The sequence below is a fragment of the Vallitalea okinawensis genome (assembly GCF_002964605.1).
Taxonomy (GTDB): Bacteria; Bacillota; Clostridia; order Lachnospirales; family PQDH01; genus Vallitalea_A; species Vallitalea_A okinawensis.
In genome coordinates, this window is sequence record NZ_PQDH01000017.1 from 1 (window position 1) to 19,403 (window position 19,403).

Below are 19,403 nucleotides of genomic sequence, written 5' to 3' on the forward strand. Positions count from 1 at the left end.
GAAGTAGCGACAGAAGACCCAGCAGTAGAAGAAGTAGCAACAGAAGACCCAGCAGTAGAAGAAGCAACAGAAGACCCAGCAGTAGAAGAAGTAGCAACAGAAGACCCAGCAGTAGAGGAAGTAGCGACAGAAGACCCAGCAGTAGAAGAAGTAGCAACAGAAGACCCAGCAGTAGAAGAAGTAGCGACAGAAGACCCAGCAGTGGAAGAAGTAGCAACAGAGGATTCAGCAGTAGAAGAAGCAGTAACAGAAGACTCAGCAGTAGAAGAAGCAGCAACAGAAGACCCAACAGTAGAGGAAGTAGCGACAGAAGACCCAGCAGTAGAAGAAGCAGCAACAGAAGAATCATCAACGGAAGAACCAGCAACAGGAGAACCATCAACGGAAGAACCAACAACAGAAGACCCAGCAACAGAAGAACCAGAACCACAAACTCCAGAACAGACAGGTGGCACGGAATGATCATTAGGAGGATATAATGTTTACTAAAGATAGATATCTACCAACAAGACAATCTAAGTTAATAAGTTTATTACTCATACTAATTATGTGTTGCATATATATTTTTGAAAATTCGGCTATAGTATCTTTCTTTGATAGCCGAATTTTGAATTATATCATTAAACCGAGCATATGGACAAGTATAGCTTTTATAGTATGGCGATTGCCACGGCAACGTTCAAAAGGGAAATTAGTATTCAGAAGTCGTATTTATTGGTGGGCATTCAACTTTGCAATTTTTTACATAATTGTTCAAGTATTAGCTGGATTAATAGATGGATTAGGAAAGAGTCCCTATAGTCATTCACTAATAGGTATTATAACAAACATTATTTATATAGGAACATTGTTAATTGGGCGGGAACAGATTAGAAATTATTTAGTAAATAATTTTACGAAAAAGGAAAATTATTCAGTATTTATATTAGTTACCTTATTTATGACTATTACAAGTATATCATTAAAAAAATATACCAATCTAAATGAGAATATAAAAATTGTCACATTTATAGCAGAGTATTTTGCCCCAGAATTTGCTCACAATTTATTGGCCACATACCTTGTATTTTTGGGTGGGCCATTGGTTTCGATTATGTATTTTGGAATTATTGAAGGGTTTCATTGGCTATCTCCTGTATTACCTGATTTAAAGTGGATCACCAAAGCCTTAATAGGTATTTTATACCCTATATTTTCATTAATGACTATTCAAAGTATATATTTAAAAGGAATAAAAGAAATTAATAAGAGAGAACAAGATCGAGAAAGTCCTATCAGCTGGATTATAACAAGTATACTATCAATAGCAATTATATGGTTTGCTGTGGGAGTATTTCCTATATATCCTTCAGTAATCGCTACTGGTAGTATGGAGCCTATGATTATGCCTGGAGATGTTATTATCGTACAAAAGATAGATGGTAATAGTGTAGATATAGGGGATGTTGTTCAATTTAAGAGAGATGATATATTAATATCCCATCGGATAATAGAAGTAGTTGAAGATGAAAATGGGAAAAGTTATCGTTCAAAGGGAGACAACAATTCAGTAGCAGACTTGCAGCTTGTAAAGCCAGAGCAAATTAAAGGTGTAATCAAATATGTAGTACCTAAAATAGGTTGGCTGACACTACTTATTAGAAGTGAAGATGACGTAACTATGGAAGGGATTGAGTTTTAATCGATAATAATACAAAAGTGGTAGATATTTATTACTCAAAAGTAGTATTAAAGAGTATACCATAGAAGGGTGAATAAAAGGAAATAAAAGGATATAATTATTAATGGAAAAGCCAAATATCAACTATATAAATTGGCTTAAAGGTTTTTCAAGTACTTAATGGCCATTAAGTGAAATTTTAATTATTAAATACACAAATAAAGGAGTTTTTAAGATGAAAAAATCTAGAATATTAGCGTTAGTATTAGCTGTAGCAGTTATGATGATGGGTGCTGGCTATGCATACTGGTCAGATGCAGTTACATTAACAACAACTGTAAGTACTGCTCAATTAGATCTTTATTTTGACAATACTCTTGATACTGTTACATTTAATTCAGATAATGAAGATGTTGCTGTGGGAAGTGTAGATTATTCAGGTACTGCTGATGAACCTAATAGTGATGCTGTAGTTGTATTAGATAAACTTTATCCTGGAGCAACAGCTGATTTAACCCTGGTAATCCTCAATGATAGTACAATTCCTGTACAATTTTCTTCTCTTGGATTTAGTGAAGAAACACCTATAGATGGTGTAACTATTAATAAATCTATTAAATATGATGGTACCACGTATGATTTAGAAAGTGTAAATCTAAGTGAATTACCTGATATCCCAGCTCAAGAACCTATCGAAGTATTAATAGATATTGATGTTAGCACAACTGGAGCGGACGTTGCTGAAAATGGTAGTTATAGTTTTAGCTTCAATCCAACATTTACGCAATTTAACAATGATTAATGATAGGTAGTAGCAGGACTTAGTAAGTCCTGCTAAATTTTAAATTTTTTGAAGTGAGTGATAAGAATGAATAAAACAAAAGTTATTGCATTTGTTTTAGTTTTATCAATTATTCTAATGGGAGCAGGGTATGCATATTGGACAGATTCTATTCAATTGAATACAACTGTTTCGACAGGAGAATTCAATGTAAAGTTTTATAAACCTTTAGAGCCATGGGTAAAAGATAAATCTGTTAAAGTTAAAGCTACAGACGATAGTGATATAGTTTTAGCAGAAGCAGATATAGATCCTGAATTATTTCCTGACAATATTATAGGTATTCCGTATCCAGAGCCACCATGTAATCCAGATCCTCAGTATTATGCAGATGTTTTAACTGCAACATTTTCAAATGTATATCCTGGAATTAGAATGTTTGTTCCTGTTCAAGTAAAGAATATTGGTTCAATACCAGCAGTATTTGATTATGCTGAAGTAAAATTTTATCTTGAGGATGCTGAAGGTGATTATCAACCCGTAGAGGTTGATGATGAAGAGTTTAATGCATTAATTAGCGAATTCAAAATCAAAAACTTACGCTACAAAAAGTATAATGAGCTAGGAAAACTATACGGAGATAATGGGGATCCTGTACGAGTTAATAATGTTAATTTTAGCAACTTGGAAAATAAGCTAAATACATTATTATCTGGAGTAGAATTATTACCCTTTGATTATTTGAATATGTGCGAAGATGATGAATATGGTATTGAGCCATTTATTAAATTTGAATTATCACATACAGTAGAAGAAAAGAACTTATGTGATCAAGGCATTAGATTTGATATTATATTACACTGGACACAATTTAATGATCCAGAAGCACCAATAAATCAACCATAAATAAATTTAATAAGCGGAGTCAGTATATCTGACTCTGCTTAATTAAAGTTAAAATTATAGTTATGTAAAATGAATAGCAATTATTTGATCTTATAGAATATATTATACATAGGGGTTTGGATAGGAGTGTTATTTATGAAATTACGAATGAATAAAAATATAAAACTAGGTTTGCTCATAATAATAGGAGCATTGATGTGTTTAGCCTTCCTTATGCTATATAATGAATTAAATCCTGATTTTATGGAAGAAACTACTTCACTTTATAATTATAGTAGTTCTACAGATATAAACTATCAAGCAGTCTTAAAGCCTAATATTATATATGATAATGGAAGTTTAGATAAAGGTAATATTTATATTACTGAGTTTATTGACTTTTTTCAAACATCTTTCATTTATGAGTTTGCTAGTGATAAAGAGTCTAATATTAGTGGAGATTATGAGATTATTGCATCAGTTGAAGGGTATACAGGCGAGGGAGAAACCTATAAGTCCATCTGGAAGAAAAAATATGAGCTTTTACCAAAGACAAGCTTACAAGCTAAAGATAATCGCATAAATATTAAAGAGGACATACAGTTAAATATTAATGAGTATAATATATTTGTAGCACAAGTTATTGAAGAGTCAAATATTAATTCAAATATTAAGTTAACTGTTTCAATGAATATAAATTTAAAAGCCAACACAGAATATGGGCTTGTTGAAGAACGAATATCACCCTCCATTATAGTCCCACTTAATACAAGTTTTTTTGAGATCAATGAAAGTGGAGTAGAAGAGAAGCCAGGAAGCATAGAAGAAACAAAACAAATTATCTTACCAGTAAATAAATCTAGAGTTATAGTATACAGTTGTATACTAGCATTATCACTCATGGGACTTATATTCCTCATATTCTTTACTAAGGGAATTAATAACATCGATCAATTTGAAAAAGAATTAAAGAAGATATTCAAAAATCATGGAAATCGTTTGGTAGCTTTAAATGCAGAGATTGCTGCTACATGTGAAAATCTTAATAAGGTTAAATCCATAGATGACCTAGTGAGAATTGCAGATGAGATAGGTAAACCAATTTTGTACCAATACAGCCCTTATAGAAAAGATATGAATGAGTTCTATGTAATTGATGATAATGAATTGTATTTGTTTGATATCAACAAAAAACTAGAAGAGCAAAGTAGTTACGATTATTATAGTGGTGAGGAAACAGAGGAAATGTAACCTACATAACAGTGACTACAAATAGATTAAAAAAGTTGATTTAGGAGAAAATCTAGATAAGACACAGTAATTAATTTTGTAATAGATGATGAGGTGAAGGAATTGAATAAAAAAAAGATACCAGTTAATAAAATAATACCGTTAGCTCTAGCATTAATCATTGTCGGGTTTTTAGCTAAAAATATAACACAGATTACTTATGCGGTGATGGTAGAGGCAGATCCTGATGTAGTTATAACCATAGATGACGGACAAATAACTCAAGAGGGAAATTTGTTTGGAGATGAACTCTGGTATCCTGGGAAAGAAAAAAATGGGATAATACGAATTAAGAATAATAATACTTTAAAAGGGGTTGAGATAAGTAATTTAGGTCTTAAGACAAAACTACTCAGTGCAGATGAAAATTATGACCCCACAATGGTGTACACATCTTTCTTAAATAATATGTTACTTACAATAAAGAAAGGTAGGCTAGCAGTTTTTGATAATAGTATTGTAGAAAACAAGACTTTAGCAGAGTTATACTATAAAGAAAATAGTAGTAGTAATGATCTATCTAAGGAAGTCTTTCTATTAAGCGAAGGTGAAGAATTTACTATTAATAAAGAGAGCTTTGTAGATTTCAGATATACTCTACGCATGGATGAAGCTGCTGAAAATGAATTGGAAAATATGCAAGCTACTGTAGATCTTTTAATCAATGTAAATGATATTATAGAATAGATGATAGCGTATTATTTCTTAAGATTATAAGCCCCTATTACAATGTGGGATAACCCATCATTATAATAGGGGTATTTTAATTACTTAATTCTTAATTATAAGGGAATCCCTAAATAGACCATCACAAAAGCAAAGAAAAGAACAATTGAAAACACTATACCATTAAAGCTTAATTCAATGCTTCTAATCTTTTTAAAGAGTTTAATTCTCTTATATACAAATCTATAAAATAAGATTCCAACGATGAGACTTAGTAGATAAACCCCAGCCTTGAATAAATAGCTACTAGGATCTATTTCAAAATGCTGATTAAAAAAGAAATCAATTAAATAAGTCCCAAATACACCACCTGTTAGACAGAAGAGTCCTAATATAAAGATCACAACCCTTTGGTTTAAGGGGGAGTGTACCTTTTCATTTGGGTGAATCTCATCTTTACCAAAGAAAATAGACATGTATTTGACAAATGACATAATGGTTCCTAGATTAATAAGCAATAAACCATATTCGTAAAAAGTACCAACTGTACCTTTCTGAATTAAATACTTAGAAATACTGCCATTAAAAAATGGTGCGCCTGTTATTCCAAAGAAAGCCATTAATGTGACAAAACTAACTAAAGGCATCTTATAAAGTACTCCTTTAATCTTTCTTATATCCCGGGTGTGATAAGAATCGATGATCATTCCAGCAGTTATAAATAAAGTGGACTTAAATATTGCATGATTAAGAATATGGTAAATACTGCCCCAATAACTATAAGGATGATTTAAGCTGAGTCCAAATACTATGAGACCAATTTGGCTAACGGTATGATAGGCCAGAATTAGTTTGATATCTGTTTGTGATAGAGCAAGTATGAAGCCAATAATACCTGTTAAGAATCCCATAATAAGAAAGAGTTCATGAATATCTAAAGCCGTAGAAAAAGTATCTTGAAGCCGTATTAATAAGTAGACCCCTCCTTTGACATAAAGACCAGATAAGATAGCTGATACGGATGAGGGAGCAGAGGGTGTACCATGAGCTCGAGGTAACCAACTAAATAAGGGCATAATGGCCGATTTTAATCCTACTGCAGTTATAAGTAAACTATAAGGCAGTATAAGATCCTTGGGCTCGACCAAATGAATATGTTCAGCAATAAAAGTAAGATCTAAGGAACCAAATAATTTATACATATAGCCTACACCAAAAAGGAAAAATGTCATAGCAACAATATTTGTTAGGAGGTAGATCATACCATCATAAATGGACCTTGAGTCTTTCTTGAACATGATGAGTATACTGACTACTATTGTTGAAACTTCAATAAGTACATAGAGATTAAAGAGATCATTAGATAGAAAGATACCATTAATGAGTCCCTGTAACAACATAAATAAGAACATAAAAAGCTTATTAGCATATAACTTCTGATAACTGAAAATGAACATCATTAAAAATAAAAAGACAGTCAGCATGATCAAGACAGCTGTAATCAAATCCGCATATAATGTGATACCAATGTTCACAGGCCAATGGCCTAAAGTCTCTGTTAGAACACCTTCAGTCTTAACTTTCCAAAACAACCCAAAGGAACTCACTAAAAAAGCAAACTGTGTTAAGATAACCATCAATTTCAAATGTCTTGCATTGATTAAGTAAAGAAGTGTGGCAATAAGTACTGGCCACAATATAAACCAATAAAGCATTACGAATCCCCTCTTTTTCTAATGACTTTAAGCCAGTTAGTTGTTCCATAACGGTGATAGAGTGTCATGAACATGGTTAATGCTACAGCTGTTACTGCTACTCCAATAACAATTGCAGTGATCATTAAAGCTTGAGGTAAAGGATCGACCATTAAGGCTCCTTCCGACCCAATTGGTGGTTTACTATCAGGAGTAAAACGAATAGATAGGAAGAATAAGATAAGACCTGCCTGTATGATTCCTAAGGAAATAACTGTTTTCAAGATATTCCTTCGAGCTAAGAGGCCATAGATGCCCACAAGAAACAGTATGATGCTAACTGTTTCACCATTTAAAAAATCCATTGTTGTCACCTGCTTTCAAATAGTACAAATCGATAAAAGATAATCGTTAAACCACAACACACCTTTATACCTATCAAAGTATTCATTGATACAAGGTAGAACTGTTTCATCCAATCAAATGCAAGCATTTGATTGAATATTAGTAAGATAGGTAGGAGCATAATACACAAATAGAGTACTTTTTCAATAATTTGAAGCCTTTTTAGATCAATATTTTTTTCTGGTGTTATTAAGTAACGTATGATAAAAATGGCTGCTAATACAGCACCACCCTGAAATCCTCCCCCAGGTGTTATATGACCATTAAGTATAATATAAAAGCCAAAAAGAAGGATAAATGGATAGGCTACAGATAAAGTTTTAGCTACAATTGGATCACAATTATTCATTCTATATCACCTTCATGTCTTGAAAAATGGATAATCCCGATAATACTTACTAAAAGGAGTAAAGCTTCAAAAAGGGTATCAAATACTCGATAGTTTAAATAGATGGCAGTGACAGCATTAGAAGCCCCTGTATCATTTTGAAAGTGAGTGGTATAGTAAGTTGATACCTGCTCAGAGATAGTTTCTATTGAACTAACTGGAAACTGGAGAACAAGTATAAATAAGCTAACCATAAGTAAAGCTATTCCTTTTCTTCTCATTCATCATCCCCCGTTTCAAGGATTAAACAATTATAAACAACAGGACCTGTAAAATCTTCTTGCAGGTATTTCTGTAGATTCTCATAGTGATAGTTAGTACCATCACCAAAGATATAAAGCTGATCATTTTTTTCTTCTACGATTATGTCAAAGTCATCTAATTTCAAAACTTCTTCCAAGTTATGAGAGGTATAGATGACATCTAGTTCTAATTCCTCTTTCATAACGAATTTTTTTAATGCATTAACAAGGTCATTATTATTAGGCGATAAGTGGTGACCTTTTGTCTTAGTCAAATAGATACGAAAGATTTTATATTTCTTGAGGGCTACTAGAAAAAGAATAGTGGAGAGTGTACTTCCTATTATCGCTTCTGCAATTGCCACATCAGGAGCATTATAAAGCAAGTAAGTAAATGAAGATATTAATGAGAAGACACCTAAATAAATGATTGCTCGCCTAAGGATATTGGTTTGTACAGCTAAAATAGAAAAAATAATCATTAAAAGGAAAAATAACTGCTGCATCTAATCACCTTTCTTCACATGGTAACCACTATAATGGGCACTCTTTGTTATAAAATGGGTGCTAACAGGATTTAAAAGTAGTACAGCAAAGAGTATAAGGAATACTTTTAAACTAAAATAGCTAAAGCCTTTATAAACCATAACACCAAACATCATACAGATAAATCCAGCTGTATCAATGAGAGATGCAATAAGTATTCTTGAATAAAAGTTCTTAAATCTAAATAAACCAATACTGCCAATCAAAATAAAAATTAATGAGACTGCCATTAAAACTAATCCAATTATTTCGTTCATTAGATCTTTCCTTTCTGTTGAATAAACCGACTTATAAAGATTAAGCCAATGATGTTCAAGAGTGCATAGGCTAATGCAATGTCTAAAAGATAGTTCTGATCATTAAGTAAGGCGAACAATACGATAAGAGCAGTTATTTTTAGTGACATTAAATTAAGACCTAAAAGTCTGTCCCATACAGAAGGACCAAGAATAAGTCGTAATAAACTAAAAATCATAATGAATGATAGTAGTAGAATAATCGTTTGCAATTAGCTATCCTCCTTCACTAAGATACTTTCAAAATCATCTGTAATGGAGTCAGAGTTACCTGAAAGGGTCAGAACAAGTAAAGTATCTTTAAAAAAATCAATAGTAATGGTACCCGGTGTTAAAGTTACAGAATTGGATAAGACAACTTTATGCCAATCTTTTTTTAGATGAGTTTTAACTGAAACTACTTTTATATTGGAATGGCCTTTTATAATGAGTAGTATACATTTCAAACTGGCTTTATAAATATTAATGATTAAAACAAAGATATACTTGAATAGTTTAACTAAATTAAATGAGATATGAATTGAGTCTATAGGAAAACCAAGGAATAAACGTCCCATTCCAAGAGAAAAAAAGCCTAACAAGAGACCAGTTACAATAATAAAAGGTTGAAAACTTTCGTTGAGTATACACCACAGTAGTGTGCTGATAACACTAAAAGGAAGATCATGAATTAGTTTTTTCATCACATCACACCTTTTTATTTATTTACTTGTAGTATATCAAAAGGCTGTTGCTAAAACAAGTATTATTGGTTGATAGATTATAAAATGTGTTATAATCTAAGTGATGATAGTCAATGCACAAAGGAGATAAGAAATGGGTAAAAAAGTATATGCGGTTAGAAAAGGAAGAAAGACAGGCCTTTTTGGGACATGGAGCGAATGTGAAAAGCATGTCAAAGGCTATACAGGCGCGGAATTTAAGAGTTTTAAGACTAAAGATGAAGCAGAGGCTTATTTAGGTCATGGTAATAATACTAGAAAGTCTTTTACTGACAATGATATGATTGCTTATGTAGATGGTAGTTATGATAAAGATTTAAGAATATATGGATCAGGAGCAGTTATTCTTTACCAAGGAGAGAAAGTTACTTTGAGTGAGAGTGGGAATGATCCCAATTTAGTGGATATGCGTAATGTAGCAGGTGAAATTCTAGCATCCAAGATGGCTATGGATTATGCCCTTAAACAAGGCGTAAGTACCATCGTCATACACCATGATTATGAGGGGATTGCTAAATGGTGTACCAAGGCTTGGAAAGCTAATAAAGTTGGTACAAAGGAGTATGCCAAGTATTATGATGAAATAAGCGAGCAAATAGAAATAGTTTTTGTCAAGGTTAAGGCACATAGCGGTAATCGATACAACGACGAAGCTGATGAATTGGCTAAGAATGCCATTGTAAATAGTAGTAGACATTTTAGCGCTTAGTATGAAATATACTAAGCGCTTTTTCCTTATAGATAAGGGTAGTTACTGTAACTCTGAATGACGAGTTCTTCCCCAGACTTAGTAATCTGATAGATCTTTTTATTACCTGAATCGTTGCTAAAAACCAAGTGATTTTCTTCTAACAGAGATAGAATTTTACGTACAGTTTTCTTTCTATGGTTGCCAAAGATCAAATAAATTTCTTCGATATGTAATTCAGCTTTAATAACCAACTGCTCTAGTATTTTCACAGCAAAAAATTTATCTAATCCATTTACTGATTTAAAGAGATGTACAAATAAATCCTGTTGGTAACTACTCACAGCAATCAATCCTTATTGCTTTTTTATTATATATGAGTTAGCTGTTAAATTTATGCGATTGACCTCATGGTATTTATGTAGTAATATGTGAAAGGCAACATTTTATGTTTGTTATAATAAAGATTTGAGAGTGAGGGAATTTGATGATGTCAAATAGTGAAATAAGAGGCGAAGCAAGACGTCTCCTTAGTGGGAACTGGGGGACTCCAATTGGTGTTATGCTTGTACTATCTATTTTAGGTGGTACTGTTGGTGGTTTACTAGGCTTAATCCCTATTGTAGGTGTTATAGGAGCTCTTTTCATTCAAGGAGCTTTATCTTTAGGAATCGCTATTTTCTTTATTAAGTTTATAAGAACAGGTGCAGCAAGTTTTGAGGATAGTTTTCTAGGATTCAGGAACATTCTGAAAGCATTTGGTCTTACATTTATGATGGGTTTGTTTATTTTTTTATGGATGCTTTTATTCATTATACCAGGGATGATAGCAGCTTTTAGATACTCATTAGCATTCTATATCCTTGCAGATAATCCAGAAATGGGCGTTATGGAATGCATTGCAGAAAGCAAACGATTAATGAGTGGTAACAAAGGTAAGCTTTTCTTATTATCCTTAAGTTTTATAGGATGGTCACTACTTTGTATCTTAACTTTAGGTATCGGCTACTTATGGTTAGCTCCTTATATGCAAACAAGTTTTGCGGTGTTCTATGAGGACGTTAATGGGAAACAAAATATAGAGGCAACTGTAACATTATAGTATTAAGATTAGGTAAAAAGGTTGTATATGAAGACGATAAAAAGGAAATCCGTTAGTGGATTTCCTTTCTTTAATGTTCGTAATTAGTTCCCTTGATTGTTGTAGTAAATATCAATAGCCTCTTTCATAAAAGTAGCTAAGCCTTCTTTATATTTTTCATAGTAAGCTGTAAAACGAGGGTCCGCTACATACATTTCACCAAGACCTTTAAAGATCTCAGGTGTACATTCATAGAAGTACCTAGTAATATGAGCACGATAATCATCCATTAGCTGTTGTATTTCTGGATGACTAGGTCCTAAATTCATTTTCCTACTGATAGATTGAGTGATTTCTTCACTTGCTTTTTGGATAATAGCCCAATCTTTTTTTGTATAAGAATCCGTTTTTTCTTCACATTCTTTTACTTTAGCAGTATCGTATTTTTCTCTTACCTCTTCCCTATATTGCTCTTTATATTTCTCAATTTCGGTCATATCGAATCCATCAAACATGTCTTTTTGATTCATATCCATTTCTCCTTTCATTGTGTTGAGAGTCTTATCAACATTATTGATAATGCGATCAAGTCGATTTCTCTTTTTAATCAAGAATCCCTTGTGAGTTAACAAAGCTTCTTTTCTGTTAAAAGATGGATCATTAAGAATGTCTCTGATTTCAGAAAGATTGAAATCCATTTCTTTAAAAAAGAGAATCTGTTGGAGGACTTCCAAATTGCTATCGCTGTAATACCTATAGCCAGCTTCAGTAACCTCATCTGGTTTTAATAAATCAATCTCATCATAATAGTGAAGTGTGCGCACACTTATTCCTACCATTTGAGCTACTTCTTTCACTCGATAAGCCATATCAATTACCTCCATTTTTATACTGAAACTTCCCACTAACGTAAGTCTAGAAATAATTAAAATTTGAATTATTTAATAGGACGTTTCAGTGACTTACAATAATAGAATAGTCTATCACGCAACGTAAGAGTCAAGGATATTTTATATATTTATTTTACCATTTTTATCTCCAAAGAAAACATTAACTTAAAATATAGTTAAAAAAATAGCAGCTTAAGGGGTAGACCATAAGCTGCTGTTTATAAGTTTAAGCTTCGATATTCGTATTTTTATTTAAATGAGTAGGCCTGCCAAAATCGACACTCTTGCCAACATATTTTACAAAGAGACCAATACCTAAGATACCAAATAGTAATGCCAATACGACACCTATCCATGAAGATACCAAACCAGTTATTAAATAACCAATGATGGCAAATGCGGCACCTGTTAAAGCATAAGGGATCTGAGTTTTTACGTGATCCATATGATCTGCACCTGATGCCATTGATGACATAATGGTTGTATCGGAAATAGGTGAACAGTGGTCACCAAAGATAGAACCTGAAAGTACAGAACTTAATGTTGCTAATACAAGAATAGAAGCTTCTGGACTACCGTTAACATAGTTTGCAGCCAATGGGACAGCTAATGGTACTACAATAGCCATTGTTCCCCATGAAGTACCTGTAGCAAAGGCTACTAAACAAGAGATAATAAATACAATGATTGGTAATAGTATAGCTGGAATACTTGTTTGCACATATCCTACTAGAAAATCAGCAGTTCCAATTTCAGAAACAATCGTTCCAATGGACCAAGCTAAAACCAATATAACTGCAGTTATAAATAAGGATTTGCATCCTTCTATCCATGAATCAAATACCTCACCCAATTTCATGGTCTTGTTCACCATAGCTGTAACACCTGCTACAATGCTTGCAAAAATTGCAGCCCAAATCAAAGCTACAGATGGGTCAGCAGCGCCGAAGCATTCTGCCATATTGGTCCAGCTTACACCGTCTTCGACAACATATGTGTAGCCGTTATACCATAAACCAACGAAAGCAGTTACGATTAAAGTAATGATAGGAATTAAAGCAGAAGAAATTTTGGGTGTAACCCCTGCGTTAACTTCTTCAGACTGTGTCTCTAAGTTGGACATTGGTTTTGCATCATCAGCCAATAATTTGCCTTCAAGACGAGCTCTCTTTTCTGCCTTATACATTGGACCATAATCTTTTTTTAACGCAGCAAGATAGATCACTAATGCAATGGCGAATATATTATAAAAAGTGAATGGGACAGTTTTCATGAATAGTAAGAAGAAGTTGGTATCGACACCTAGGTCACCGAAAACACCAGAGATAATACCAATTTCATAACCAACCCAAGTAGATATTGCTGCTAAACCTACGATAGGTGCTGCTGTTGAGTCAACAATATAGGCTAACTTTTCTCTTGATATTTTCATTTTGTCAGTCATAGGTCTCATGGTTGGACCTACGATTAATGTATTAGCGTAATCATCGAAGAAAATAAAGATACCTGCAAAGATAGTAGAAATTTGAGCTGCTCTTGGTGTTTTAGCTTTTTTAGCTAGCCATTCTGCTACTGCTTTAGTACCGCCGCTCTTTGCAACAATACCGGCCATACCGCCAATACTTAATGTAAAGAAGATAATTGCAGCATTCCATGAATCAGCTAAACTACCGAGTAAGTATGTATCAAGTGTACGAAGAAAAGAAGTAAAGATGTCTCCCCCATAAACCATCAGAACTCCTGAGAAAACTCCCAAGAACAGTGACAGAATAACTTGCCGCGTTAAGAAAGCTAAAAGTATAGCTAATATTGGAGGAATAAGAGACCAAGCACCAAATCCAGCAGACGTGTCAGTAACATAGCGAGGAGCTAACATTGCTAATCCTAGACCTAAGACTAAAACAATAATTAGAAAGACTTTATTCAATTTGCCCATTAAGAAAACCCCCTCCTTAAAAATATAGGCATACAACTAATTATAATATATATGACGAAGAAATGAAATATATTGAAGGATAATTGTTAATATTTATAAAATTTATACTATTACATAAAATATTTTTGCCTCATACCAATGCTGTTCAAAATTATGATGGGATTTTGCATGAGATAGGCAATAAAACAGAGGGACTTAGTGATAAAATAGCTTAGTTTACATATAAATGGAATTGTAGTATAATTTTCTTTGGAAAACTTAAAGGAGGTAAGTAAATATGAGAAAAATTAGTAGCGGATTTTTAGCAGTATGCTTTGCATTGGTTGTTTTTATGCAGCCATTTGTGAGCGAGGCGCAAGTTATAGATAAAGAAATAACATTAGCAGCCTCAGATGATGAACAGTTAGGAATTACAATGGAGCCAAAAATTAGTCAAGAAGATGCCATTGCAATCGCATTGGAATTTGCAAAAGAGTATATAGCTGTTGAACTTAATGACGAGTATGAAATGGATATATATTTAGAGGACTATAGTTGGCGTTCTACTAGTGATCTGTTTTATTCTATCTACTTTTCTAAATATGATGATAGCTATAGTAAAGACATTAGTTTTGAAATAGATGCTATGTCAGGCGAAGTGGTAAGTTTTGATCAATGGGAATATGATTATAATAGTAATTTTAACTATATACCAAAGTTATCTTATGATGAAGCAAAAGTAATAAGTAATGCTTTCTTAAAAAAGATACAACCAGTATATGCAAAAGGAGTTATGTTAGAAGAAGACGACAATTACGGAGCATATCCGTCAGAAACTTATAGCTTCCAATATGTACGTGTACATAATGATATCCCATTTGATACCAACTACATTAATATTGATGTAGATGCAATAACAGGTAAGATTGACTATTACTCCATCGGTTGGCATGAAGATGTTCAATTTGTTGAAGTATCTAACATGATAAGTAATGAAGAGGCTTATAAGATACTGGCAGACAGTTGTACTGTAGAGCTTAATTATGTGGAACAAAGTAATCCAGATACCTATGAAACAGAAGCTATTGTTGCAGTGTACGAACCTAGATTTAATAAATATATGATCAATGCTGAAGGTGGTAACGAATTTGAGTATGTGACATCATATATTGTAGATGATGATGAAGTAGTTACTGATTTATCATCAGAAGATAAGGAACGTTTGAAGGATATTAGTATAGACATACCACAACCAGCCAATGTAACATATACAGATGAAGAAGTAAACAATGTAGCTTTGATTTATAAAGATCTCATGGGCATTACCGATATGAAAATTGATGGTACGTGGTTATATGATTATGATGAAGAAAAATTATGGTCAGTAGAATTACAAGGTGAAAGTAATCCTTATAATTACTCCTACTCAAGCATGGATATAGAAGCTGAAACAGGTAAGTTAACATATTACAGTCATAACGGCGAAGACAAAGAGTATATGTTATCTCAGTCAGGTACAGAAGAAAAAATGTCTTGGGAAGAAGCTTACAAAGAAGCAGTAGCCATGATAGCTACCCTTTACCCAAATGAATTTAAAGAAATTATTACCAAACAGACTTATTATGATAACTCATACTATTATGATGAATATGGAATGGAAGATGTATTCTACTATTTTAGTTTTTCAAGAGGCGTGAATGGTATTGAGTATTATAATAATAGCATAGACATTGAGATTGGCGCATACTCAGGAGACGTTAATAGTATTTATTATACATGGAGTAAACTAGAATTTCCTAAGTTTGAAAATCTTATAAGTGAGAAAGAAGCTATAGATGCCTACTTAAATCACTATGAAAGCCACTTATCTTATGTAATGGAAGATTATGAGAGTGCTGATAAAAAAGCTATACCAGTTTATACTTTAGAGGTAGAAGATGTCTATAGTTACCCAGCAGCTGTTGATGCAAAAACTGGAGAAGTTCTTGACTACTGGGGAAATTCAGTGACAAATGATAAAATCTATGTGAATTTTGAAGGGCATCCGTCTGAAAAAGAGCTTACCATTATGCAACAATATGGTTTTATCGATTATGAAGGTGTTAGCCTTCAAGATGATATGACAGTAACAGAATTTATCAAGATACTTGTCAACATATTAGGCTACAGTAGTTACTATGTGGAAGATGATGATGCCTTAAAGTTTACGAACGTGACTAAAGAAGATGATGCTTATGATCACTTAATGGGAGCTATTTATTATGGTCTTGTTGAGAATGAAGCTATAGAGTGGGACTTTGATAAGGTACTTAATCGTGAAGAGATGGCTATGTACATGGTTAAAATGTTAGGTTACAATGATTTAGCTGAGTTATCCAGTATTTACAAAGCTAGTTTTTCTGATGCAGAAGATATATCCAAAGACCTAATGGGTTATGTAGCCATTGGTGAAGGATTAGGTATTCTTAAAGGTGAGGATGGTAAGTTCTATCCAAAGAAAAATGTCACTTATGAAGAAGCTGCAGTAGCTCTATACAATTTGCTAAGTGGTAATTAATTAAGTATAAAGAGGAGCTGATTAATAATAATCAGCTCCTCAATTTTTTAGATTAAGATGAAGTAAGTCATGGTATAATATATACAACTAGTTGATCAGAAGGAGAAACCATGGATAAAGAGAAACAAGTTTATGCACTTTTAGACAAATTAGATATTGCCTATGAGCTTTTTGAACATGAACCAGCTCATAACATGGAAGAGATAGATGATGTACAAAAGAAAATAGGTGGTGTTTACTGTAAAAATCTATTCTTAAGAAATAGTAAAGGTGACCAGCATTATTTAACATTAGTAGAAGGTAGTAAAAGGGTTGATTTAAGAAGACTAGCTAGAATCATAGAAAGTACTCGTCTAAGTTTTGCTTCACCGGAGAGGTTAATGAAATATTTAGGTCTGGTGCCTGGAGAAGTTGGTCCCTTTGGGCTGATAAATGATAGTCAGAAAGTAGTTAAATTAATAATAGATCAAAGTATAGTAGATGCTGAGCGTATCAGTTTTCATCCCAATAATAATGCAAAAACAGTGGTTATCAGCTATAAAAATTTATTAAAATTCATAAATTGGGTAGGTAATGAAATGATCTGGATTCATTTATAGACTTCTTTTTTAAAATCCAAGTTATAACTATTGAAAAAGGTGCATATAATAGGTTTGTAGTACAAGAAAGAGAGAATTTGTAATTGATACTGTTCAAAATAATATTTGAATGGTATAATTAGGTATGTCATTATATGTGAAAGGAGAAAACTATGTTTAAGTTAGGAAGAGACTATAATTTTGAAGAATTAAAAGATATGATATACAAACTTAGAAAAGAAGAAGAGAAGAAAAGCAAAGCCTGGATATGGATTACTATTGCAGTTGTTGCAGCAATAGTTGGTGGTGTTATCTTCTTATGGTATAAATTCTTACGTGAAGATGAGTTCTATGATGAATTTGACGAATTCGATGATTTTGATTATGACGAGTATGATGAGGAAGATTACGAAGAAGACTATGATAATGATCGAGACTATGGTATAGTATATGAGGAAGAAGAAGTTGTTGTTGAAGAACCACCTGTAGAAGAGGCTGAAGAAGCAACAACTGATAACAAAGAAGAATAATAAGTGATTAACATAAAGGCATCCTTCGGGGTGCCTGTTAAATTGTACAGAGGTGAATGACTTGAAAAAAAACAGTATCATTGAAGGTGTTATAGCAAAAGTCAACTTTCCTAATAAAGGGATATTAGAAGTTGAAGACAAAAAAGTTGTTATCAAAGGTGTCGTAAAAGGACAAAAAGTCAAAGTAAGAATAACAAAAAAGAGAAAAAGTAAAATTGAAGGGCGCATAGTTGAGATTCTGGAAAGAGCAGAAAATGAAATAAAACCAGCATGTATCCATTTTGATGGCTGTGGTGGTTGTGTTTATCAAAACTTATCCTATGAAGATCAAGTCAAGATGAAAGAAGAACAGGTTAAAGAACTCATTGATGAGCTTGGAGTAGACTATGAATTTCTACCAATAGTAAGTAGCCCAACAGAGTGGGAATACCGAAATAAGATGGAGTACTCCTTTGGAGATGAAATAAAAGATGGTCCTTTAATGCTAGGTATGCATAAGAAGGGATCATTTTATGACATTGTTACAGTAGATCATTGTTTAATTGTACATGAGGATTTTAATAAGATTCTTACATGTACATTAGAGTATTTCAAAGAAAAGGGTACAAGCTATTATCGAAAACGTAATCACGAAGGCACTTTAAGACATTTAGTGGTACGTCGTGCTGTTAATACAAAAGAAATATTAGTAAATCTAATTACATCATCTCAGGAAGAGCTTATTCTTGATGATTATGTTAAGCATCTTACATCATTAAACTTAGATGGTGAAATCGTAGGTATCTTACAGACCATTAATGATAGCCTAGCTGATGTCGTTAAGTGTGATGAATTAAAATTACTTCATGGTAGAGATTATTTTACTGAGGATCTATTAGATCTTAACTTTAAAATATCACCATTCTCATTTTTCCAAACCAATTCATTAGGGGCAGAAGTTCTTTATTCTAAAGTTAGAGAGTTTGTAGGTGAAGGAAAAGATAAGACTATCTTTGACCTTTATTGTGGTACAGGAACTATCGCTCAAATCATGTCACCAATTGCTAAGAAAGTAATGGGTATCGAGATTGTTGAAGAAGCTGTAGAAGCTGCTAAGATGAATGCTGAACGTAATGGACTAACCAACTGTGAGTTCATCGCAGGTGATGTCTTAAAAGCGATTGATCAATTAAAAGATAAACCTGATATTATCATTCTAGACCCACCACGTGATGGCATACATCCAAAGGCATTGAAGAAAATTATTGACTTTGGTGCCAAAGAATTAGTTTATGTTTCATGTAAGCCAACGTCTTTAGCGAGAGATTTAGAGGTGCTATTAGAGAACGGTTATGTATTAGAAAAAGCGCAGTGTGTGGACATGTTCCCTCAAACCCCACATGTGGAGACAGTAGTACGACTTTGTCGTCAAAACTTTTGATTTTACTAGTGTTTAAGCCGTTTTGTGATTTCTATTCTTTTAGTAAAATACGAAAATTACGTTAAAAAAGACCTGAAAAGGAATAGAAATAAGAATTACTATATGATATGGTATGTGGAAACACGTCGAAGAAATAGCAAGAAATTCTTGAAATATAATCAAGAGTCTG

General features: G+C 32.9%; 22 protein-coding genes and 1 pseudogene. 12 read left to right on the top strand and 11 right to left on the bottom strand.

Translation table 11 applies throughout. The features are described 5' to 3' along the window. The 6 genes and pseudogenes from C1Y58_RS26605 to C1Y58_RS24210 form a co-directional block, all read left to right on the top strand. Nucleotides 1-462, top strand: a pseudogene (locus C1Y58_RS26605) (hypothetical protein); the annotation flags it as partial. A 16-nt stretch (nt 463-478) separates the two neighbouring features. Beyond that, the gene (locus C1Y58_RS24190) at nt 479-1,681 is read left to right on the top strand and encodes a signal peptidase I (protein ID WP_105619667.1); all 1,203 of its coding nucleotides are present in this window, start codon (nt 479-481) and stop codon (nt 1,679-1,681) included. Between the two features lie 214 nt (nt 1,682-1,895). Beyond that, the gene (locus C1Y58_RS24195) at nt 1,896-2,462 is read left to right on the top strand and encodes a hypothetical protein (RefSeq protein WP_105619669.1); all 567 of its coding nucleotides are present in this window, start codon (nt 1,896-1,898) and stop codon (nt 2,460-2,462) included. Nucleotides 2,463-2,528: 66 nt separating this feature from the next. Further along, nucleotides 2,529-3,347 (top strand): hypothetical protein, encoded by an 819-nt coding sequence (locus C1Y58_RS24200; RefSeq protein WP_105619671.1) that lies wholly within the window; start codon nt 2,529-2,531, stop codon nt 3,345-3,347. A gap of 135 nt (nt 3,348-3,482) precedes the next feature. After that, on the top strand, nt 3,483-4,577 hold the full coding sequence (locus tag C1Y58_RS24205; protein ID WP_105619673.1) for a DUF5305 domain-containing protein: 1,095 nt from the start codon (nt 3,483-3,485) through the stop codon (nt 4,575-4,577). Nucleotides 4,578-4,679: 102 nt separating this feature from the next. Further along, the gene (locus C1Y58_RS24210) at nt 4,680-5,303 is read left to right on the top strand and encodes a hypothetical protein (RefSeq protein ID WP_105619675.1); all 624 of its coding nucleotides are present in this window, start codon (nt 4,680-4,682) and stop codon (nt 5,301-5,303) included. Nucleotides 5,304-5,398: 95 nt separating this feature from the next. Here the strand turns inward: C1Y58_RS24210 and C1Y58_RS24215 are convergent, their stop codons facing one another. Genes C1Y58_RS24215 through C1Y58_RS24250 form a run of 8 tightly spaced genes read right to left on the bottom strand, consistent with a single transcriptional unit; the run spans nt 5,399 to nt 9,536 of the window. After that, nucleotides 5,399-6,997, bottom strand: a complete 1,599-nt coding sequence (locus tag C1Y58_RS24215; protein ID WP_105619677.1) for a complex I subunit 5 family protein — start codon at nt 6,995-6,997, stop codon at nt 5,399-5,401. After that, a complete protein-coding gene (locus C1Y58_RS24220) occupies nt 6,997-7,341 on the bottom strand; it encodes a sodium:proton antiporter (protein WP_105619679.1) in 345 nt (114 codons plus the stop codon). The genes C1Y58_RS24215 and C1Y58_RS24220 overlap by 1 nt, the downstream gene beginning before the upstream one ends. A 5-nt stretch (nt 7,342-7,346) precedes the next feature. Continuing rightward, nucleotides 7,347-7,730, bottom strand: a complete 384-nt coding sequence (locus C1Y58_RS24225; RefSeq protein WP_105619681.1) for an MnhB domain-containing protein — start codon at nt 7,728-7,730, stop codon at nt 7,347-7,349. Further along, a complete protein-coding gene (locus C1Y58_RS24230) occupies nt 7,727-7,990 on the bottom strand; it encodes a Na(+)/H(+) antiporter subunit B (protein WP_105619683.1) in 264 nt (87 codons plus the stop codon). The genes C1Y58_RS24225 and C1Y58_RS24230 overlap by 4 nt, the downstream gene beginning before the upstream one ends. Continuing rightward, nucleotides 7,987-8,517, bottom strand: coding sequence for a Na(+)/H(+) antiporter subunit B (locus C1Y58_RS24235; RefSeq protein WP_105619684.1), 531 nt, complete (start codon nt 8,515-8,517; stop codon nt 7,987-7,989). Before C1Y58_RS24235 ends, C1Y58_RS24230 begins: the two co-directional genes overlap by 4 nt. Next, a complete protein-coding gene (gene mnhG, locus C1Y58_RS24240) occupies nt 8,518-8,814 on the bottom strand; it encodes a monovalent cation/H(+) antiporter subunit G (RefSeq protein ID WP_105619686.1) in 297 nt (98 codons plus the stop codon). It abuts the gene before it with no gap. After that, nucleotides 8,814-9,065: an MrpF/PhaF family protein gene (locus C1Y58_RS24245; RefSeq protein WP_105619688.1), complete on the bottom strand. Its 252-nt coding sequence runs from the start codon at nt 9,063-9,065 to the stop codon at nt 8,814-8,816. The genes mnhG and C1Y58_RS24245 overlap by 1 nt, the downstream gene beginning before the upstream one ends. Continuing rightward, a complete protein-coding gene (locus tag C1Y58_RS24250) occupies nt 9,066-9,536 on the bottom strand; it encodes a Na+/H+ antiporter subunit E (RefSeq protein WP_105619689.1) in 471 nt (156 codons plus the stop codon). It abuts the gene before it with no gap. A 133-nt stretch (nt 9,537-9,669) separates the two neighbouring features. Between C1Y58_RS24250 and C1Y58_RS24255 the strand changes: the two genes are divergently transcribed. Continuing rightward, nucleotides 9,670-10,284, top strand: coding sequence for a ribonuclease H1 domain-containing protein (locus C1Y58_RS24255; protein ID WP_105619691.1), 615 nt, complete (start codon nt 9,670-9,672; stop codon nt 10,282-10,284). 26 nt (nt 10,285-10,310) lie between these two features. Here C1Y58_RS24255 and C1Y58_RS24260 read toward each other — a convergent pair whose 3' ends face one another. Then, nucleotides 10,311-10,607: a hypothetical protein gene (locus tag C1Y58_RS24260; protein WP_105619693.1), complete on the bottom strand. Its 297-nt coding sequence runs from the start codon at nt 10,605-10,607 to the stop codon at nt 10,311-10,313. Between the two features lie 143 nt (nt 10,608-10,750). Here C1Y58_RS24260 and C1Y58_RS24265 point away from each other — a divergent pair, with 143 nt between their 5' ends. After that, a complete protein-coding gene (locus C1Y58_RS24265) occupies nt 10,751-11,365 on the top strand; it encodes a DUF975 family protein (protein ID WP_105619694.1) in 615 nt (204 codons plus the stop codon). An 83-nt stretch (nt 11,366-11,448) separates the two neighbouring features. Here the strand turns inward: C1Y58_RS24265 and C1Y58_RS24270 are convergent, their stop codons facing one another. Together C1Y58_RS24270 and C1Y58_RS24275 are read right to left on the bottom strand one after the other, a co-directional pair. Further along, the gene (locus C1Y58_RS24270) at nt 11,449-12,213 is read right to left on the bottom strand and encodes a MerR family transcriptional regulator (protein WP_105619696.1); all 765 of its coding nucleotides are present in this window, start codon (nt 12,211-12,213) and stop codon (nt 11,449-11,451) included. 247 nt (nt 12,214-12,460) lie between these two features. Next, nucleotides 12,461-14,170 carry a Na+/H+ antiporter NhaC family protein gene (locus C1Y58_RS24275; protein ID WP_105619698.1) on the bottom strand — a complete coding sequence of 570 codons (1,710 nt, stop codon included), beginning with the start codon at nt 14,168-14,170 and terminating at the stop codon, nt 12,461-12,463. A gap of 277 nt (nt 14,171-14,447) precedes the next feature. Here C1Y58_RS24275 and C1Y58_RS24280 point away from each other — a divergent pair, with 277 nt between their 5' ends. The 4 genes from C1Y58_RS24280 (at nt 14,448) to rlmD (ending at nt 19,234) form a co-directional block, all read left to right on the top strand. Then, nucleotides 14,448-16,706, top strand: a complete 2,259-nt coding sequence (locus C1Y58_RS24280; RefSeq protein ID WP_105619700.1) for an S-layer homology domain-containing protein — start codon at nt 14,448-14,450, stop codon at nt 16,704-16,706. A gap of 110 nt (nt 16,707-16,816) precedes the next feature. After that, the gene (locus C1Y58_RS24285) at nt 16,817-17,305 is read left to right on the top strand and encodes a prolyl-tRNA synthetase associated domain-containing protein (RefSeq protein ID WP_105619702.1); all 489 of its coding nucleotides are present in this window, start codon (nt 16,817-16,819) and stop codon (nt 17,303-17,305) included. A 152-nt stretch (nt 17,306-17,457) separates the two neighbouring features. After that, nucleotides 17,458-17,814 (top strand): hypothetical protein, encoded by a 357-nt coding sequence (locus tag C1Y58_RS24290; RefSeq protein WP_207655817.1) that lies wholly within the window; start codon nt 17,458-17,460, stop codon nt 17,812-17,814. A 61-nt stretch (nt 17,815-17,875) separates the two neighbouring features. Continuing rightward, nucleotides 17,876-19,234, top strand: coding sequence for a 23S rRNA (uracil(1939)-C(5))-methyltransferase RlmD (gene rlmD / locus C1Y58_RS24295; RefSeq protein ID WP_105619704.1), 1,359 nt, complete (start codon nt 17,876-17,878; stop codon nt 19,232-19,234). Nucleotides 19,235-19,403 lie beyond the last annotated feature (169 nt).

Excerpts from the sequence above, each read along its gene's own strand:
- C1Y58_RS24230 (WP_105619683.1), bottom strand. The coding sequence starts at position 7,990 with ATGAGAAGAAAAGGAATAGCTTTACTTATGGTTAGCTTATTTATACTT.
- C1Y58_RS24285 (WP_105619702.1), top strand. The coding sequence starts at position 16,817 with ATGGATAAAGAGAAACAAGTTTATGCACTTTTAGACAAATTAGATATT.
- C1Y58_RS24205 (WP_105619673.1), top strand. The coding sequence starts at position 3,483 with ATGAAATTACGAATGAATAAAAATATAAAACTAGGTTTGCTCATAATA.
- C1Y58_RS24190 (WP_105619667.1), top strand. The coding sequence starts at position 479 with ATGTTTACTAAAGATAGATATCTACCAACAAGACAATCTAAGTTAATA.
- C1Y58_RS24255 (WP_105619691.1), top strand. The coding sequence starts at position 9,670 with ATGGGTAAAAAAGTATATGCGGTTAGAAAAGGAAGAAAGACAGGCCTT.
- C1Y58_RS24225 (WP_105619681.1), bottom strand. The coding sequence starts at position 7,730 with ATGAATAATTGTGATCCAATTGTAGCTAAAACTTTATCTGTAGCCTAT.
- C1Y58_RS24265 (WP_105619694.1), top strand. The coding sequence starts at position 10,751 with ATGATGTCAAATAGTGAAATAAGAGGCGAAGCAAGACGTCTCCTTAGT.
- C1Y58_RS24280 (WP_105619700.1), top strand. The coding sequence starts at position 14,448 with ATGAGAAAAATTAGTAGCGGATTTTTAGCAGTATGCTTTGCATTGGTT.
- C1Y58_RS24235 (WP_105619684.1), bottom strand. The coding sequence starts at position 8,517 with ATGCAGCAGTTATTTTTCCTTTTAATGATTATTTTTTCTATTTTAGCT.
- C1Y58_RS24200 (WP_105619671.1), top strand. The coding sequence starts at position 2,529 with ATGAATAAAACAAAAGTTATTGCATTTGTTTTAGTTTTATCAATTATT.
- mnhG (WP_105619686.1), bottom strand. The coding sequence starts at position 8,814 with ATGAACGAAATAATTGGATTAGTTTTAATGGCAGTCTCATTAATTTTT.
- C1Y58_RS24195 (WP_105619669.1), top strand. The coding sequence starts at position 1,896 with ATGAAAAAATCTAGAATATTAGCGTTAGTATTAGCTGTAGCAGTTATG.
- C1Y58_RS24270 (WP_105619696.1), bottom strand. The coding sequence starts at position 12,213 with ATGGCTTATCGAGTGAAAGAAGTAGCTCAAATGGTAGGAATAAGTGTG.
- C1Y58_RS24220 (WP_105619679.1), bottom strand. The coding sequence starts at position 7,341 with ATGGATTTTTTAAATGGTGAAACAGTTAGCATCATACTGTTTCTTGTG.
- C1Y58_RS24215 (WP_105619677.1), bottom strand. The coding sequence starts at position 6,997 with ATGCTTTATTGGTTTATATTGTGGCCAGTACTTATTGCCACACTTCTT.
- C1Y58_RS24275 (WP_105619698.1), bottom strand. The coding sequence starts at position 14,170 with ATGGGCAAATTGAATAAAGTCTTTCTAATTATTGTTTTAGTCTTAGGT.
- C1Y58_RS24290 (WP_207655817.1), top strand. The coding sequence starts at position 17,458 with ATGTTTAAGTTAGGAAGAGACTATAATTTTGAAGAATTAAAAGATATG.
- C1Y58_RS24250 (WP_105619689.1), bottom strand. The coding sequence starts at position 9,536 with ATGAAAAAACTAATTCATGATCTTCCTTTTAGTGTTATCAGCACACTA.